Origin of the sequence: Shewanella sp. ISTPL2 (genome assembly GCF_013283205.1) — a bacterium.
Lineage (GTDB): Bacteria > Pseudomonadota > Gammaproteobacteria > Enterobacterales > Shewanellaceae > Shewanella > Shewanella oncorhynchi.
The window spans coordinates 767699-785923 of the sequence record NZ_JAAPAV010000001.1 but is presented as its reverse complement, the minus strand read 5'-3'; the positions used below and the strand labels follow the sequence as shown (position 1 = coordinate 785923).

The 18225-nt window shown below is 44.9% G+C and carries 13 protein-coding genes; 3 read left to right on the top strand and 10 right to left on the bottom strand.

Features of this window, described 5'->3' with window-relative positions:
• Positions 1-67 precede the first annotated feature (67 nt).
• From HUB64_RS03540 to HUB64_RS03505, 8 genes are all read right to left on the bottom strand, one after another.
• Positions 68-772 carry a DUF3379 domain-containing protein gene (locus tag HUB64_RS03540; RefSeq protein WP_131525286.1) on the bottom strand — a complete coding sequence of 235 codons (705 nt, stop codon included), beginning with the start codon at positions 770-772 and terminating at the stop codon, positions 68-70.
• Positions 765-1328 (bottom strand): sigma-70 family RNA polymerase sigma factor, encoded by a 564-nt coding sequence (locus tag HUB64_RS03535; RefSeq protein ID WP_006085483.1) that lies wholly within the window; start codon positions 1326-1328, stop codon positions 765-767. Before HUB64_RS03535 ends, HUB64_RS03540 begins: the two co-directional genes overlap by 8 nt.
• A gap of 72 nt (positions 1329-1400) precedes the next feature.
• A complete protein-coding gene (locus HUB64_RS03530; RefSeq protein ID WP_173496403.1) occupies positions 1401-3122 on the bottom strand; it encodes a BatD family protein in 1722 nt (573 codons plus the stop codon).
• The gene (locus HUB64_RS03525; RefSeq protein ID WP_173496402.1) at positions 3116-5122 is read right to left on the bottom strand and encodes a VWA domain-containing protein; all 2007 of its coding nucleotides are present in this window, start codon (positions 5120-5122) and stop codon (positions 3116-3118) included. Before HUB64_RS03525 ends, HUB64_RS03530 begins: the two co-directional genes overlap by 7 nt.
• On the bottom strand, positions 5122-6141 hold the full coding sequence (locus tag HUB64_RS03520) for a VWA domain-containing protein (RefSeq protein WP_131525283.1): 1020 nt from the start codon (positions 6139-6141) through the stop codon (positions 5122-5124). Before HUB64_RS03520 ends, HUB64_RS03525 begins: the two co-directional genes overlap by 1 nt.
• Entirely contained in the window at positions 6135-6743 is a 609-nt protein-coding gene (locus HUB64_RS03515) for a DUF4381 domain-containing protein (protein ID WP_131525282.1), read from the bottom strand. Before HUB64_RS03515 ends, HUB64_RS03520 begins: the two co-directional genes overlap by 7 nt.
• Before the next feature lie 2 nt (positions 6744-6745).
• On the bottom strand, positions 6746-7699 hold the full coding sequence (locus tag HUB64_RS03510) for a DUF58 domain-containing protein (protein WP_131525281.1): 954 nt from the start codon (positions 7697-7699) through the stop codon (positions 6746-6748).
• A 24-nt stretch (positions 7700-7723) separates the two neighbouring features.
• Positions 7724-8680, bottom strand: coding sequence for a MoxR family ATPase (locus HUB64_RS03505; protein WP_028761051.1), 957 nt, complete (start codon positions 8678-8680; stop codon positions 7724-7726).
• Between the two features lie 262 nt (positions 8681-8942).
• Here HUB64_RS03505 and fadI point away from each other — a divergent pair, with 262 nt between their 5' ends.
• From fadI to HUB64_RS03490, 3 genes are all read left to right on the top strand, one after another.
• Positions 8943-10253 (top strand): acetyl-CoA C-acyltransferase FadI, encoded by a 1311-nt coding sequence (gene fadI / locus HUB64_RS03500; RefSeq protein WP_014610833.1) that lies wholly within the window; start codon positions 8943-8945, stop codon positions 10251-10253.
• 5 nt (positions 10254-10258) lie between these two features.
• A complete protein-coding gene (fadJ, locus tag HUB64_RS03495) occupies positions 10259-12379 on the top strand; it encodes a fatty acid oxidation complex subunit alpha FadJ (RefSeq protein ID WP_173496401.1) in 2121 nt (706 codons plus the stop codon).
• Positions 12380-12758: 379 nt separating this feature from the next.
• Positions 12759-12959, top strand: a complete 201-nt coding sequence (locus HUB64_RS03490) for a hypothetical protein (protein ID WP_131525278.1) — start codon at positions 12759-12761, stop codon at positions 12957-12959.
• A 340-nt stretch (positions 12960-13299) separates the two neighbouring features.
• Here HUB64_RS03490 and HUB64_RS03485 read toward each other — a convergent pair whose 3' ends face one another.
• Both HUB64_RS03485 and HUB64_RS03480 read right to left on the bottom strand, forming a co-directional pair.
• Positions 13300-13746: a hypothetical protein gene (locus HUB64_RS03485; RefSeq protein ID WP_173496400.1), complete on the bottom strand. Its 447-nt coding sequence runs from the start codon at positions 13744-13746 to the stop codon at positions 13300-13302.
• Between the two features lie 109 nt (positions 13747-13855).
• Positions 13856-18088, bottom strand: a complete 4233-nt coding sequence (locus tag HUB64_RS03480) for an EAL domain-containing protein (protein ID WP_173496399.1) — start codon at positions 18086-18088, stop codon at positions 13856-13858.
• Positions 18089-18225 lie beyond the last annotated feature (137 nt).

Here is an 18225-nt window from a genome sequence, read left to right as displayed (position 1 = left end):
GAAATCTAACCTCCGATAACATGAAAATATCGGAGATTGATTTTTAAATGCAATTTATAACAATGAGTTAAATAAATATATTCTTGATTTCGTCTTTTATATAGCTAAGGTCAGCTTGATCCTCACCTATGAGCAAAATAAATGCATCGGGCGTTTCAAAGCCCATTCCTTGATATTTACCGTCAGCGAAGGTTTTATCCAACACCATACGTTTCTCGAGTGGCACGATAAAGAGTGTCACCTTACTTTGTTCGCCCTGAAGTACTAAGTGCAGGCTTTTTACCCCTTGAAAATCGCAATAAGAGGTGTAATACACTTTGCCCGGTTGTTGGGTAAATTTGGCATTGCCAAAGTCTTTTATCGACGCAAGCTGGGCATTGACTTGACTAAAATTGACATTTTGATCGACATGCAAGGCAATATCTTCATGGTAGACATGGGCCAGTGCATGTTCAGCCAAATCAATAGGCCCTAAGCGTAATAGGCTGAAGCTGATCCCTACCACAAACGCAACCGAGGCTGCCATGGCCACTAAAAAAAACGTTTGCCGGCGCTGTTTATGGTGCTGTTGTAACTGCTGACGCAAAATGAGTTTGTCGGCGAGATCCTCAGCCACATCTACTTTCAATGCGTTGCTCAGTTTGGCATCAAGGTTTTTAAGCTCATTGATTAGGGCTTGGTTTTCTGGCTTGGCATTGATCTGCGCCAGAAAGTCAGCATCTTGATTATGAGGATCTTCATAAGCTTGACGTCTAAATTTAAGCTCATCCATTGGATTGACCTCTCACATCATTCTTCTCAAGTAATTCTTTCAATTGGCTCCTCGCCCGAAATAAACGCGTCATTACGGTGTTGCGATTGAGCTCCATCAGCTCGGCGATTTCATCGCCGCTAAAGCCACCAATGAGCTGGAGTAAGAGTGGTTCACGGTATTCGATATCCAGCTTGCCAATTTGTCGACGGATCAGATATTGCTCGGTCTGCTCTTCACTGCTATTGGAGATATTGTCCTCTAAGGTATCTTGCTCAACGTCGGAATAATCGAACTGTTTACGCTCGAAACGCCGCGCATTTTCACGCCTAAGAATCGTGATCAGCCAAGCTTTCGCCGCTTTATCATCCTTGAGGGAATCCAAAGAGCGCCACGCCCGCAAGAAGGTTTCTTGGGTAATGTCTTCAGCCACGTGCTTATCGCCGCATAACCAATAGGCGTAGCGGAAAATGTCTGCATGTAGCGCCTTGACTAGGCTGTTGTATCGTCGTTGTTTGCTTAGCATGTCAGAAGAGACCGCGGGCTCGACGGATTTCTTGCGCCAGTTAGCAAACATTTTTTATCTTTGGGCTTTTTGGCGGAATATTTAGCATAGTAGCACTCGCTTCTTTGTCATTAACCCCATCATTTATTTAGGATTCAGTGGGCTTAATGGCGCTGATTTTGGGTTTGAATGTTTATGCTCACAGGCCTTAACCGCGTTAAGTAAGGCGGTACATTCGGCGCTTAAGTGGCTATTTGTATTGTTAGAATTCGCACTGCTCGTATTAGCACTGTCAGTATGGTGGCTCTTATCGGCCTTCGCACTGTAGGCTTTGATTTGCAGTTGCTGTATCGCTGCTGCCAGTTGTGGTGACTGCTCAGCAATCTTATCTAATGTCATAGGCGTTTGCTGTAACTCACTGAAAGATCGCTGCAATTGCAACATAATTCGGCTTACATCGCCACTGGCGCAGGCTTGCTCTAATCCTTTCAAGCCGGAGGCAGTCACTGATTGTGCTGAACTGATTGAAGAGTTTACTGCAATTGGGGCGGCCGTTTGATTTTTTAAGGCGCGGCGCCAAGCGACTAAGGTGATAATCCAAGCGACTAGAGTGACCAGCCATAGCGCAGCAAAAACAGTGGTTAGCCAAGACCAGCCCTTATCGGCCGCGGAGTTGGTTTCCCATGTTGGTTGAGCTGGCGTATCACTGACAGCACCACCTTCAACGATTATGGTACGTGCGGGCAGCGTTGCAGTTTCTTGACGTTTAAGGCGCGGATTCCACCAAGGCACTTTGATTTCGGGCAAGGTAAAGGTGCCCGCTTTGCTGGGAACGATTGCCGAAGTAATACTGTACTGCGAAACAATTTGTGCATCGCGCACAAAGGTCTGCCGCTGGGGTTTTTCTGGGTATGACTTGAGTTCATCGGGCAGAGTTTGCACTATATCAGGCAGACTATTTTCATCGGCATTGGAAGCCAACAGTGTAATAGTGCGGGTGATAGGGCTACCGACGGTAAACTTTTTAATATCCTCAGGGAAGTTTTCTTTTAGCGCTACTAAATCGGCAACCAGCCATTGGCCTTGGAAGCTTGTTGGTGCGGGATTCACTTGAACTGTCAGTGAGGGCGCGCCTGCTTGCATTGGGCGGCTTTCATTAAAGCCAAACATGCCGCCGCGGCGTTGGGATTCTACCAGCACATCGCCAGCAAAGGTTGCACCTTTAATATTCACTTGGCCGGGCAAATCGGGAATGATGCCATAGGTGCGTTCAATCACGCGGTAACGTCGGCCATCGACTATCTCTGAACCATCCCTATCTTCACCGATTTGTTTGATCTGTGCGCCTTCGATCACTGGTGCACTCAATACGCCCCTTTGTAATTCCACCGCCAGATAGAGCTTCACCTTGTAGGTAATGAGCTGCCCAACATAGGCTTCGTCGGTCGAGACTTTGGCGTCAATGAACAGATTGTTCATTTGCGCGGGCTGGCTACCAGTTTCGACCACTTTGAGTGGAATAGGCGATGAGCTGACGCCGTCAATACTAAAGGCTGGAATGGTTAACTGGCCTTGTTGTTTTGGCGCGAGCAGTACTTGCCAGCGGGTTTCTTTGACCGCATCGAAGTTCATGATTTGCGTGCTGCGACTCACGCTAGTACGGCCGACAATAAAATCTTTCAGTAGTGCGGATGTGTCAAGCTTACCGGTATCGACCTCGTCATCGACACTGATGTTGAGCACAAAGTATTCGCCCTCCATCACAGGGTTGCGATCGACCGAGGCCTCAATTTTGCTAAGTGCAAAGGCGGGATGGGCCACTCCGATGGCAAGGAGTAGCAGGATAAAAAATTGTCTCGTCACCACTGTTCGTTATCCTTTGATATTTGGCCATTTTGACGGCGTTTTTGATATTCCAACTGCATCTTGTTGCGCAGTAACACTTGCGGGTCTTCACTCACGCCCCTCAGTGCTCGCTGCATTTCTGCGGGCAGTGGCTCGCTATTGGTTGGCGGTGCCTCTACCGATTCACTCATAGCAGCCTCTTGTTTATCTTGCGCATTTTGCTCAGGAGCTTCTTTGGCGGCAACGCTTTGCTTTTCTTGCTCAGCTGACTTTTGCTCTTCAGCATCGGCTTTAGCCTGCGCTTGCATCTTAGCTTCATTGTCTGCAGGTGAATTGTCTACAGGCTCATTTTCCTGCTGAGCTTCATTCTGCTTGTCCTGAGCATTGCCATTTTGCTTATCTTGCTCAGACTGTTGATCATCCGTTTTTTGCTGTTCAGGGCTTTGATCCGCGTCGGCATCGTCCTGTTGATCCTGAGACTTTTGTCCCGCTTGATCTTGCTTATCTTTCTGAGCGCTATCTTGGTCAGATTGCTGTTTATCCTGCGATTTTTGGTCACCGGATTGTTGGTCGCCAGACTGCTGATCGCCTTGTTGATCTTGGTTCTTATCCTGTTGCTCGTTTTTACCTTGCTGTTGTTGCTGTTCTTGCAATAACTTTTCAGCCAGTTCAAGGTTGGCCTTCGCCGCAGGGAAATCGGCTTGTTTTCTAAGTGCGGCTTGATAGCGCTCCTTGGCCTTATCGGGTTTACCGAGTTGCATCAATGCATTGCCTTGATTGTAGAGGCCTTGGGCTGAGCTATCTTGCTCGAAGGTTTTTAGTGCTTGCTGGTAATCACCGGCTTTGTATTGGGCGCTGCCTCGCCATTGGGGCGACTCAAACTGCTTAGCGGCGTTTGCGTAATCTTGGGATTGATAGGCCTGCATCGCTTGTTGATCTGTGGTTTTCCACACATTATCCCAGGCATTGTCCCACACACTGGCATGGGCTGGCTGAGGCACAGCCGCGAGCAGTAAGCTGCCAGCAAGAGTGACAAATCCAACACTGGCCACGATTCCTTGTCTAAAGCTGAAAAGGGCGGGTAGCAGTAATAATAAGGCGAGGTAAGGACCGAGATCCTGCCAAGTTTCACCATCAAGATCTGTGGCTTTCGCATCGCCAGCATCGCTTAACCATTGCTGTAATTGGGCGAGATCATTACCGTCGGTGCGATTCTGGATCAGAACGCCTTTGTTATTCGCGGCCAGTTTTTGCAGCAGAGCGAAATCAGTGCTGGCCACAACGACTTCGTTGCTGCTGTCGCGTTGTAATTGTCCATCGGGTAGACGGATTGGCGCGCCTTGGCTGGTGCCAAAAGTGACGACGGCGAGGCGATATTGCGTGCCATTTAATGCCGAGTTAGCCTCATCAAACTGGGCTGTTGTGATGCCATCTGTCATCAGGATAATATCACCGCGAATATGGCCACCCTGAGCCAGTAGCGTTTTGGCTTGGGTCAAGCCTGCCGCTAAGTTTGAGCCACGAACGGGCATGATCTCAGGACTTAAGGTCGGCAGTAAATTGAGTAATGTGCCGGTATCACGGGTTAATGGGCTGATAGTAAAGGCATCGCCGGCAAAGGCGACTAAACCTGTTTCACCTTCTTTAAGATTACGCAGGAGATCCGTTGCCCTAAATTTGGCTTGGGTTAACCGATTCGGCGCAAGATCGGTGGCGAACATAGATACGGACATGTCCATCACCAGTACGCGGCCTTGCTCGGCGGCAAACACAGGTAAGGATTGTTTATTAACGGCAGGTCCGGCGAGTGCTAAGGTCGCAATCAACCAAGTTAAGGCTAATAAATGCAACGGACGGCGGGATTTCTTATTGCCTTGGGTGACCAATATCTTGGCTAAGTGCGGCGCAATATAACGATTCCACGCGCTGTGGCTCTCGTGTTGCCGCCATAAACTCAACAAGGCTAAGGCTAGCGGTACTAGTGCGAGTAGCCATTCGGGACGAATAAAATGTAGGCTCATTATTTGATGTTCCCCTGTGAAGTGGTTGCGACAGAGGGTTTAACGCGGCGCGCTGCAAAGAGTGGCAATTGACCTAAGGCAATCCACAGACTCGTCAGTAATGCCAGTGCCAGCGGCCAGTAGAACAGATCTGCCTGCGGACGATAGCTTAATTGATCGCGACTCACAGGTTCGAGTTTATCGATTTCTTGGTAAATCTGGTCTAACTCTTGGCTGTTACGGGCGCGAAAATAACGGCCGTGGGTGACGTCGGCGATATGCTTAAGTTGGTTTTCATCCAGATCCATCGAAGGATTAACCCGCTCGCGGCCAAAGAGTGTACGGCGCTCCATTACATCTGCGCCCACACCAACCGTATAAATAGTAACTTTACGATTAGCGGCAATTTGCGCTGCTTGCTCTGGTTCGATATTGCCCGCGTTGTTAGAGCCGTCGGTCAATAAAATCAACACTCTATTACTCTCATCCATTTTATCGAAGCGTTTTACCGCTAGAGCGATAGCTTCACCTATGGCGGTTTGCTTACCGACTAAGCCAATTTGTGCTTCTTTTAAAAATTGCGCCACTGAACGTCTATCTTGGGTGAGCGGCGCCTGTAAATAGGCGTGATCGGCAAAGAGGATCAAGCCGATACGGTCACCCTTGCGGCGCTCGATAAAGTCACTGACGACGTGCTGGATTAAAGTGAAACGGTCGACGGTTTTGCCATTCACCACCATGTCTTCAATCTGCATACTGCCGGATAAATCCACCGCCATCATCAAATCACGGCCTTGGCTTGGCAGTTCGATAGGTTCACCAAGCCATTGAGGACGAGCAATAGCGAGTACTAACAGGCACCACATCAGCCAGTAGCGTTTGCGGCTCTGGCGCGTGTTGGCCGCTAAGCTTTGTTTGCCCGTTTGACTTATTCCGGGTAATTGCAGCCGGCCACCATCCACTTGCACTGTGTGTTGGCGCCAAAAAATCAAAGGTAAAGGCAATAATATCAATAGCCAAGGCCATGCAATTGTTAACATTGTGCCTCCGCTTGTTGAGTGTCAGCGGGTTGGATTAGCACTTTGCTCTTAGCTTGATCAAGAGTCGACTCAGGCGCACTCAGTTTTGCTTTCGATGCCAACCAAGCCTGTGCGAGTTGATGTAATTCATTGGCTTCAGCTAAGGTCAATGGCGTTGCCTGATGGCGTTTGGCTAATAAGGGGCCGATACGTTGACGTTTATGCTCGGGTAAATAGCTGTCTAACCAAGCCGCCCAAGCTTCGCCATCTAAGGAGGCTATTGCTTCTCTGTTGAGGTAACTCATGGCGGTGCGCTTTAATAGGCTGTTGACGTCAGAGGCATAGGACGTCGCTTGTTTATCGAGCTGATTGAGTAACTGCTTCGCGGCTTTTTTCGGCGCTAAGTCACGAGCGCGTTTTCTTAGCCAGATAACTAAGAGTGTGATGAGGGCAATCACAAGAGCTAAAACCAGCCAATAACCGATTGCCCAAGGCCAAGCGCCGATCGGTTCGGGATGAATAATATCCTGCAGTTGTGCAAGGGCAGGGTTTGGCGCCGTAGAAGGCATAGGTACTGTTGCCTGTGGATTTGCTATTTCTGAATTCACTGTTGCTGGATCCATAGTTAACGCAATAATTCCAATTGATGGGCTAGGGGAGCACCCGCATCTATGAGCTGGGTGCGAACGCGCAGTTGCTGCATCATGGCGATAAAGTCCTTTTGCTGACGCAACTGAATGTCGAGCCAAGCCTGATAACTGAGGCGGGTAAGCACTAAGTCCTCATTCCCATCCCGTACCGGCAAATTAAAGTTGTGCGGTAACGGCAGTGTACCTTGACGCAGGGGATCGGTAATAAGATAGGCACCCACATCGCAATGACGCTTAAGCTCGGTGAGAGGCGCGATACATTGGGGACTAAAATGGCTGCCATCTGTCACTATCCAAACTAAGGAGCCGGGTTTGGCGATACGTTGTAATCGCTGACAGGCACGCAGGATATGGTCAGGATCGCGCTGGCCACTGCCAACATGATTGAGCTGATTTTCGTGTACACGGCGCAGGCCTGAGATCAATTGCAATATGCCCTGACGACGGCTGCGGGGTTTGAGCTCTAAATGCTCAGACTCGCTGGCGATCAAGGCGCCGAGTCGATCGCCATGGTTAATCGCATTCCAACCTAAGGTGGTCGCAAGGTGTCCTGCTTGCACCGATTGCAGCAATAAACTCGAACCAAAATAGAGGCTCTGGCTCAAGTCGATTAACAATAAAATAGGGCGCTCACGTTCTTCGACAAATAACTTAGTGTGAGTTGTGCCCGTACGAGCGGTAACGCGCCAATCAATGGTGCGCACATCGTCGCCCTGTTGGTAGTGGCGCACCTCGGCAAACTCCATACCGCGGCCTTTGATTAAGCTGCTGCGATGGCCCGCTAAATTAGCGCGGGCACGGCTATAACGCTCAGGCATAGCTCGGGCGATATTTTGGCACGCCAGCAGCTCTTGCTCGGTTAAATGCAAGCCATCGGCAAAAAGCGGCAAGCCATCGACCGAGGCTGAGAGTCGCGCTGTGTCACTCATCTTATTTCACCTTTATCTTCACCGTTAAGGTACTGCAACTTGACTTAAGATGTGGTTGATCACGTGATCGCGGCTGACACCTTCGGCCTGTGCTTGGTAGCTAAGTAGCAATCTGTGTCTTAACACGTTCGGTGCGACGGCTTGAATGTCTTCTGGTGAAACAAAGTCTCGCTCGTGCAGCCAAGCACGGGCGCGGGCGCAGCGTTCTAATGAAATAGTTGCGCGCGGGCTTACGCCGTACTCAAGCCACTTAGCTAAGTCTTCGCTGTAACGTAAAGGCTCACGGGTCGCCATCACGATTTCGACTATGTATTTTTCGAGCGGTTCGGCGAGATAGATTTCCATGGCTTCGTCACGGGCGGCAAACACATCTGCTTGTGCAATCGGCTCAGTGGTTGGCAATTCGTGGGTCAGCGCTTCTTTGCGGGATTGACGCAGAATTTCGATTTCAGTCTCGCCGCTCGGGTAATCAAGGTTTAAGTGCATCAGAAAACGGTCAAGCTGTGCTTCGGGCAGCGGGTAAGTGCCTTCGTTTTCTAATGGATTTTGGGTGGCCATCACTAAAAACAGCGGCGGTAGCTTATAGCTGTGCTTACCAACTGTGACTTGACCTTCGGCCATGGCTTCTAATAAGGCTGACTGAACTTTGGCGGGGGCGCGGTTAATTTCGTCCGCCAAGATTAAATTGTGGAAAATCGGTCCGGCTTCAAATTCGAAGGTGCCAGTTTGCGAGCGATAGATATCTGTGCCAGTTAAGTCGGCGGGCAGTAGATCTGGGGTAAATTGAATGCGGTGAAAATCGCCCTCAACCCCGTCACATAAGGCTTTCACTGCACGAGTCTTTGCCAGTCCCGGAGGTCCTTCAACTAATAAGTGGCCATTGGCAATTAAGGCAATGAGCAGATTTTCGGTCAATACTGGCTGCCCTAAAACAACCTTATTTAGGTAAGTGCGTAATGCGTGGAAGCGACTCAAAGGCATGATGCTACTCGTTTTATTATGTTGAAAATACGTGTGTGGGCTATAGACAACAGCTATGGTAAAGAATTCCCTTAGGGTTTGGCTAGTGTTAAAAAAACAAACAGGTGTTTAAAACTTGCTGACAAGAAGTTAGAATCAGATCACACTTTAATGGTCAGACCTGTTATTGGGCGTTTTTCGCCGTAACACAATGGGTCAAACACGGAAATAGCTAGCGCCGCCTGAAATCTCTCAGCGATTGCGCACATAAAGAGGGTGACAAATGAGTGATAGACAACAGGTTACGAACGCCAAGGGTGAACGTATCGCCATTGTAGCGGGTTTAAGAACGCCCTTTGCAAAGCAAGCCACGGCATTCCACGGCGTATCGGCGCTCGATATGGGCAAAATGGTGGTCAATGAATTATTGGCGCGCTCAGAACTCGATCCTAAGCTGATTGAGCAATTAGTGTATGGACAAGTCGTGCAAATGCCGGCTGCACCTAACATTGCCCGTGAAATCGTACTCGGTACTGGCATGAATGTGTCGACCGATGCTTATAGTGTCACTCGCGCCTGTGCAACTAGCTTTCAATCTGCCGTAAACGTGGCCGAATCTATCATGACAGGCAATATCGAAATCGGTATTGCGGGCGGCGCCGACTCTTCCTCTGTATTGCCTATCGGTGTGTCGAAAAAATTAGCCCATGCGTTAGTCGATCTGAATAAAGCCCGTAGTTTTGGGCAAAAATTACAAATTTTCCGTCGTTTAGGTTTAAAGGATTTATTACCTGTGCCGCCTGCGGTTGCCGAGTACTCAACGGGCTTGTCTATGGGACAAACCGCCGAGCAGATGGCAAAAACCTACAATATTAGCCGTGCCGATCAAGATGCCTTAGCACATCGCTCACATACCTTAGCGAGTGAAACTTGGGCTTCCGGCCATTTGCGTGACGAAGTTATGGTCGCGCATATACCGCCGTATAAGCAGTTTATCGATCGTGATAACAATATCCGCGAAAACTCAGTATTGGAGTCATATGCTAAGTTGCGTCCTGCATTCGACAAACAACATGGTACTGTGACGGCGGCCAATAGTACGCCACTGACTGACGGTGCCTCAGCGATTATCCTGATGAGTGAAGGTCGAGCCAAAGCCTTAGGTTATCAACCTATTGGTTACATTAAGAGTTACGCCTTTAGCGCCATTGATGTCTGGCAAGATATGCTGATGGGGCCATCCTACGCGACGCCACTGGCGTTAAAACGTGCTGGAATGGAATTAGAAGATCTTACTCTGATTGAAATGCACGAAGCCTTTGCGGCGCAGACATTAGCGAATATGCAGATGTTTGCTTCGAAAAAATTTGCCGAAGAAAAACTCGGCCGCAACCGCGCGATTGGCGAAATCGACATGAGCAAGTTTAACGTGCTCGGTGGCTCGCTCGCTTATGGTCATCCTTTTGCGGCAACGGGAACCCGTTTAATCACCCAAGTGTGTCGTGAGCTTAAGCGCCGTGGTGGTGGAACTGGCTTAACGACGGCCTGTGCGGCCGGTGGTTTGGGTGTGGCTATGATAGTGGAAGTGGAGTAATCGGCATGGAAAAGACCTTTAATTTAACCCGCCGCGACGACGGCATCGCCATTTTGACTATGGATGTTCCTGGCGAAACCATGAACACCCTAAAAGCACAGTTTGGTCCTGAAATCAGTGAGATTCTGGCTGAGATTAAAAGCGATCCTCATATTCGTGGACTTGTGCTGATCTCTGGCAAAAAAGACTCTTTCGTCGCGGGGGCGGATATTTCCATGCTCGATGCCTGTAAAACAGCGGGCGATGCCAAAGCCTTATCCCAGCAAGGGCATGTGGTTTTTAATGAGTTAGAAGCGTTAAAAATTCCTGTGGTTGCGGCAATCCATGGTGCCTGTTTAGGTGGTGGCTTAGAGTTAGCCTTAGCCTGTCATCAAAGGGTATGTAGCGACGATGGTAAAACCATGCTCGGCGTACCGGAAGTTCAACTTGGCCTATTGCCTGGTGGCGGTGGGACGCAACGTTTGCCTCGTTTAGTCGGCATTACCACCGCCCTAGATATGATGCTCACCGGTAAACAAATCCGTCCTAAACAAGCCTTGAAAATGGGCTTAGTGAATGATGTTGTACCGCAGACCATTTTGCTGCAAACCGCCGTTGAGATGGCGCTTGCGGGTAAACGTGCACCGAAACCTATTAAAAAGTCACTCGTTAATCAAGTGCTTGAAGGTACGAGCTTTGGCCGTAACATTATTTTCGATCAAGCGACTAAACAAGTCGAAAAGAAAACCCAAGGTAATTATCCAGCACCCGCCAAGATTATTGACTGCGTGCGTCAAGGGATTGCGAAGGGGATGCAAAAAGGGTTAGAAGTCGAAGCGAGTCACTTTGCCGAATTAGTGGTATCAAAAGAATCTGAAGCGCTGCGCAGTATTTTTTTCGCCACCACTGAAATGAAGAAAGAAACCGGCGCTGAGGGTGCAACGCCGCGTAAAGTGAAGAAAGCGGTGATCTTAGGTGGTGGTTTAATGGGCGGAGGCATTGCCTCTGTGACGACCACTAAGGCTAAAATCCCCGTTCGCGTCAAAGACATCAGCGAAAAAGGTTTAAGCAATGCATTAGCCTACGCTTATAAGTTGTTGGAGAAAGGGGTAAAGCGCCGCCATATGACGCCAGCTGCCCGTGACAACTTAATGGCACTGATGACGACAACCACTGAGTATAAAGGCGTTAAAGATGCCGACATCGTTGTGGAAGCGGTATTTGAAGACTTAGCGCTTAAGCATCAAATGGTGAAAGACATTGAGCGTGAGTGTGGTGAGCACACGATTTTTGCGTCAAACACCTCATCTTTACCTATTAGCCAAATCGCCGAGGCGTCGACGCGTCCTGAGAATGTAATTGGTCTACATTATTTCTCGCCAGTGGAAAAAATGCCGCTGGTGGAAGTGATTGCCCACGCTAAAACGTCGCCAGAAACCATTGCGACAACCGTCGCATTTGCCCGTAAGCAAGGTAAAACACCGATAGTGGTACAGGATGGCGCGGGTTTCTACGTGAACCGTATTCTGGCTCTGTATATGAACGAGGCGGCGCAATTACTACTCGAAGGCCAAAGTGTTGAGCATTTGGATAAAGCTTTAGTGAAATTTGGCTTCCCTGTGGGACCGATTACTTTGCTCGACGAAGTGGGTATCGACGTGGGCGCAAAAATTTCACCGATCCTTGAGAAAGAATTGGGTGAACGTTTTAAAGCGCCAGCCGCATTCGACAAGCTTTTAGGTGACGATCGTAAAGGCCGTAAAAATGGTAAAGGTTTCTATCAATACGGCGCATCGAGCAAGAAAGCCAAAGCTGTCGATGAGAGTGTTTATGGCGTGTTAGGTATTAAGCCTGGCACCAATAAAGACGCAAAAGCAGTTGCCGAGCGTTGTGTCGTACAAATGCTCAACGAAGCGGTCCGTTGTTTAGAAGATGGTATTATCGCATCGCCAAGAGATGGTGATATTGGCGCTATTTTCGGTATTGGCTTCCCGCCATTCCTCGGTGGCCCATTCCATTATATTGACACTTTAGGCGCCGCGAACTTAGTGAAGATCCTTGAAGGTTATCAAAGTCAATTCGGTAACAGATTCGAGCCTTGTGAGCGTTTAAAAACCATGGCTCAAGAAAACGCGCACTTTTTCTAAGTTTCAGTGAATTTAAGTCATAGTTAATCTAGGTCTTAGTAAATTGGAATTGAACAAAAAAGCGGCAGATTATTGCCGCTTTTTTTATTGCCATAAGGCATTTTTTTGCCTAAAAAATGTTCATGTTGGGGGTGTGGATCTTGTATAATCTGAGCCCTTTATCGAGAGTTCAGTGTTACCTGTTCTGTACTGAGAGCGTAGCGATGAATGAGTGTTGCTCGTTTATGCATAGTGCGGAGAATTTTTTATCCTGCTGTTAAAACGACGTATTTAACATGTGCATCAATCACCAAGACTACGCGAGTAGCATCCGCATTTTAATGAGGAATTAATTTCTCTACCTTTATGATTTATTTAGTTGTTTTCAAAGAGGTGGTTTGTGGTTTTGCTGGTTATCTTTATCGCATTAATCTCGGCTTGGTACTTTGGCTTGGCTGCATTTACCGCAGGTCTTACTGTTAAGCATTGGGTGCTGCTGGGTTTTGTGCTCGGGCCTCTGGCTTATCCACTCTTTACGACACATAGTCATTTAGCCTTGAGGAAAGTCCGTTGTAGTGAGGAAGGGATATTAAATAGCTAATTTATCAATCTGTTATGTAACATAACTTCATAACTTCATAACTTCATAACTTCATAACTTCATAACTTTATGACGATTAGTACTTTTATATTCACTTAAAACTAAAGGGAGTCAATGCTCCCTTTATTGTTTCTAAGCTGCGCTAACTTAATTCACTATCACTGTACATGAGTTAGACTCATGGCTACAGAACTTAAATTAGTTCCACCAACCTTTTGCAGAAATCACTTCAAGGTGATTCAAGCCTTCAGGCAACTTAACTTTTTTACGCGCTGGCTTGGATAAGCCGAGTACTTTTTTGATTGAATTCAGCATTTTAGCTCCTTAATAAAAATTTTTATTAAGCAAAAGTTGTTTCGGAAAAACGAACATTTGGTACCGCAGCAACATCAATTGATTTGAAGCGAACATTTGGTACTGCAGCAACTTCAGTTTGTTTGAAGCGAACATTTGGTACTGCAGCAACTTCAGTTTGTTTGAAGCGAACGTTTGGTACCGCAGCAACTTCAGTTTGTTTGAAGCGGACATTTGGTACAGCAGCAACTTCAGTTTGTTTGAAGCGAACATTTGGTACAGCAGCAACTTCAGTTTGTTTGAAGCGAACGTTTGGTACGGCAGCAACTTCAGTTTGTTTGAAGCGAACGTTTGGAACGGCAGCAACTTCAGTTTGTTTGAAGCGAACATTTGGTACTGCTGAGAAGGTATCTATGCTATCTAAGGAAGTAAGATTGCTTACAGCAGCAAGCGATGATGTTAATGCTACAACAGTTAATATTCCTTTAATCATTCTAATTATCTCTCAGGGTAGTTAATATTGATTTATTATTGACACTAATAGCGCTGTTGCACTTGTTGTGCCAATGTTGTAAATCAAAATCAAATTGAGAGTTAAATGATTAAGTAATGTTGCTATTAGTGTTTGGCTTTACCATGTCTTCTTGAAGTAGCTGAGTAAATTCGGTCTCTTTTATGGCCTTGCTAAAAATATAGCCTTGAATTTCTTCACAGTTAAGTGCCCGTAAAATGTTCAATTGTGCTGCTTGTTCTACGCCTTCACCCACAACAGAAAGCCCCATGTTATGGGCGATGGTGATAATAGAATCGACCATTTTGAGATCGCGATCAGATTTATCTATATCGTCAACAAAGGCTTTGTCAATTTTTAAAGTATGAATAGGAAAGCGTTTTAAGTATGAAAGGGACGAGTACCCAGTGCCGAAATCATCGAGTGCTAAACTGACGCCCATTTTAGCCAATTGCTGCATGACGATAATCGCCGTTTCTGGCTGTTTAATGACGGTTCCCTCAGTTATTTCTAATTCAAGATGACATGCGGGGAGTTTAGTGAGTCTTAATATTGACTCTATTCGTTGTTGAATATCGGGCAGAGCAAATTGACGTGACGATAAATTGACGGCGACTCTGCCGCTGAATATGCCTTGTTCACGCCATTTTTGCGCTGCGAAACAAGCCTTGCGTAAGACAATTTCACCAATTTCAACAATCAAACCGTTTTCTTCAGCAAGTGGAATAAAGTCATTGGGGGGAATTAAACCATGTATTGGATGATTTAATCTGACTAAAGCCTCCATACCTGCAATTTTACCGCTTTTAAGATCAATCTTAGGTTGATAATAAACTTCAAATAGATCATCTTTTAAGCCTTCACGGATAAGATTTTCTATTTCTAATTGCCTAATTGCATGTTGGTTCAAGGACTCAGAATAAAACTGGTAGCAATTACCTCCCGCAGACTTAGCATGGTACATAGCAATGTCAGCCTTTCTCAGTAATGCTTGCTCGCTTTGTTCATCTTCTGGGAACAGCACTATACCAATACTTAATCCTAGGACTAGCTGTTCATTGCTAACGTCAAATGCAGGTTTTAGCCCTTCAATAATACGGTTAGCTATTGCTGCACTGGCGCTTATATCTGAACCCTTGTCTAATACAATGGCGAATTCATCTCCGCCTAGACGATAAATACTGGTATTTTTAGGAAGTAAGGACTTAATGCGAGCAGCAACGAGCTTTAATAATGTATCCCCAATTTGATGGCCTAGGGAATCATTAATACGTTTAAAATTATCAAGATCAAGCACCATAAGCGCATGAGCTATTTCTCGATTCACTAGGTTATTTAAGGTCACTTGTAAGTTGGAGCGATTAGGTAGTCCGGTTAAGAGATCGTTATTAGTTAATTTTCTAAGCTCTTCTTCTTGCTGCTTACGTCTTGATATATCAGAAAAAACACCAACATAGTGTGACAATTCGCCTAACTCATCATAGATAGCATCGATAGTGAGCTCCATATGGAAGTGACTGTTATCTCCTCTGGCGGCTTCGACTTCATTTGCCCAGCGACCTTGCTGTTTTAACATAGTTCTGATTTGGGTGGAGAAGGTTTCTGGATATAAATCAAATGTGAGTAAGTTGCCAATAAAATCAGTTCGGTTACGTAATGAAATTTTACAGCAAGCTTCGTTGACTTCGACAAAACGGTATTCGTTGTCGAGGATAAACATACCTTCCGAAATGTTTTCAATTGCTTTTTCAAAGAGTTTTAGTTGTTCTTCCTTTTGTTTAAACTGACTAATATTTTTAATTGTTCCAGTCATTCGCAGGGCATTATCTTTGTCATCCCGCTCTACAATTTTGGCACGGTCTAAGATCCATACCCAATTATCGTCTTTGCCTTTTACCCTATATGCGGCTTCAAAATGATCTGTTTCACCATAAAAATGTTTATTGAGCGCTTCTCGAACACGCTCTTGATCCATTGGATGTATATTACTCTCTTCATCTGATTTACCAGAGCGATGTCCATCGCGGGGAAACTCAAGTGCTCCCCAGATATTGGAGCGGAAAATGTTGCCGGTTTCTATATCCCAGTCCCACATTTCATCACCACTTCCCCAAAGGGAAAGTTTTAATCTTTCTTCGCTGAGCGCTATTTGGCGTTGCACTTCTCTTTTTCGTAATACAGCTTTAATAATAAAAAAAGTTATTAGCAATGTAGTTATGAAGTAAATTAATTTTGCCCAATAAGATAGCCACCATGGAGGCGATATATAAATGTTAAGGGAATTTACTGGACCTTTTGCTCCGGTGACAGGGTTTTCACCAAATACATTAAAAATATAATGACCAGGTGAGAGGTTTGTGTAGGTTGCAGAGTTTGTACCTTTTGCAGTAATCCATGTATCAGATAGGCCATTTAGGTTGTAAAAGTACTCAATATGTTTATGACTTGACTTCGGAGAGTTGAACTTCAATGTAAATGGATAGTCTGAATATTTTAATTCAATCATTTTTGATTTTGATATACTTTTTTCTAGTGGGTTATCGCCTATATTAACCGTTTTGTTAAATACTAAAAGCTCACTGATATTGGTGTTTATAACATTGTTTTCAATGTAAGATATTGCATTAGCTTTATTTATGGCACTAATGCCAGTTATTCCACCAAAAAAGAAACTGCCATTCCAGAATATCCCACTCTGATTATTGTATTCTTCTTGACTACCATAGTCAGTCGTTAGTGTTAGTAATTTCCCATTTCTGCTTAAAATCAATTCATTTATGGAAGATGCCATAAAGTCATTACTATTATCAATTGCGATTGAGTAAATTGGTTTGTTTGAGTTATAAATTTTATTGATTTCTAACGTTTCTTTATTAGTCGAATAGATTGAAGTTCTAGTTCCAAAAAGATATTCATTTGGTGTCTCAGTTATGCAATAAACAAAATCATCATCAAAAATTGTTTTTTCGTTGCCGTTAGTATCTATACTTACCAGTCCACCTTGAGTAGCAAGTAGAAGTGTGCCATCCAGAGTCTGTTGAATTTGGAATATTGGGTGCTTATTCTTTAGTGATAGTTTACGAATGTTTTTTCTATTTAGTAGATCAATTATGTATATGTCAGACTTACTTGTTCCTACAATTAACTCGGTTCTTTTTTGGTTTTTAAATAGAGTGACAATGCTATCGCTTAATATTGTTGTTTTTAAATTCCCATTAAACTCATAAAGGCCATTGTTACCTCCGATGATAAAAGAGTCTCTGTTTCTTATAATATATTTAGGTCCTGATATTTCTGTGTCTATTTTATCCTCGAAGATAAAGTTTGAATTATATATTTCTACTTCACTACTATCATCAGATGTCACAATTCGTTCATTGTCTAATAAGCTTATTGACCAGATATTTCCGATAGGGTTTATTAGGGACTTTACAACATTGCTGCTGTCTCTGATTAGAATGAATCCCATATTTAATGAAGGAATTATTGTATAGTTATTCGTCCTGTAGGCTTGAATTTGATTAGTGATTTCTTTCTTTTCTAATACATAACCTTTTGATGTTACCTCTGATGATTCAAGGTTTGTTTGTATTACTTGACCATCAATCACGGCTAGACCTGTATACTCACCAGCAAGAAATTTCGGTATGTCTTCTGATATTTTTTTATAAATACCATCTGATGTTAAAATATAAACTCCACTTTTGCCTTTTACTATGTCTACAGATTGTAGGGATAAAATAGTAGTTGTTGAATCTTCGTGATAATGAATAATTTTACCATCATGATTTCTTACAATGTAGCCGTTATTAGTCTTAATTGCTTTCTTTATGAAGCTAAAGCTTTCATCTTGATATGTTTTTATTATTTCTAAATTATCTTTTCTAATATCAATGATCTTGTTTTTAGTACCTATAGTATAAATTTCACCATTGTCATTTATAGACCATATGGCTTCATTTATTTGTTCCTGTTTTTTGAAGGATTCAAGTTCTGAGTCGTAAATATTTAAACCATTGTCAGTTCCAACTAACATTGTTTTATTGTCAAATAATAGGCTTTGAATAAATGAACTAGATAGACCAGAGTGATCATGTGCAAAAAAATGCTTAAATTCTTCACCGTCGAATCGATTTAATCCGTTCAAAGTACCAATCCAGATGTAACCATCATTATCTTCAATGACCGATGTGACTGTACTCTGGGATAGGCCTTCTGGGACGCCATAAGACTCAGTTTTTAAAGCTATTGGTAATTGTTGCGCTTCTGCGGTCGATAGGGAAATAGCTAGAAGAAAGAAAATTCTCAAGAGTGCTTTAGGCATAGTGTTTGTTCTTATTATCCGAGGATGCCATGAAACAATTGTGTTACATCACTTTTCCAGAAAGTGAGCGGTTTGTCAAAGTGGAGTCTGCAGAAAATCCTTTTAACAGCATGTAGATGCAGTAAAATTGTTCGGTG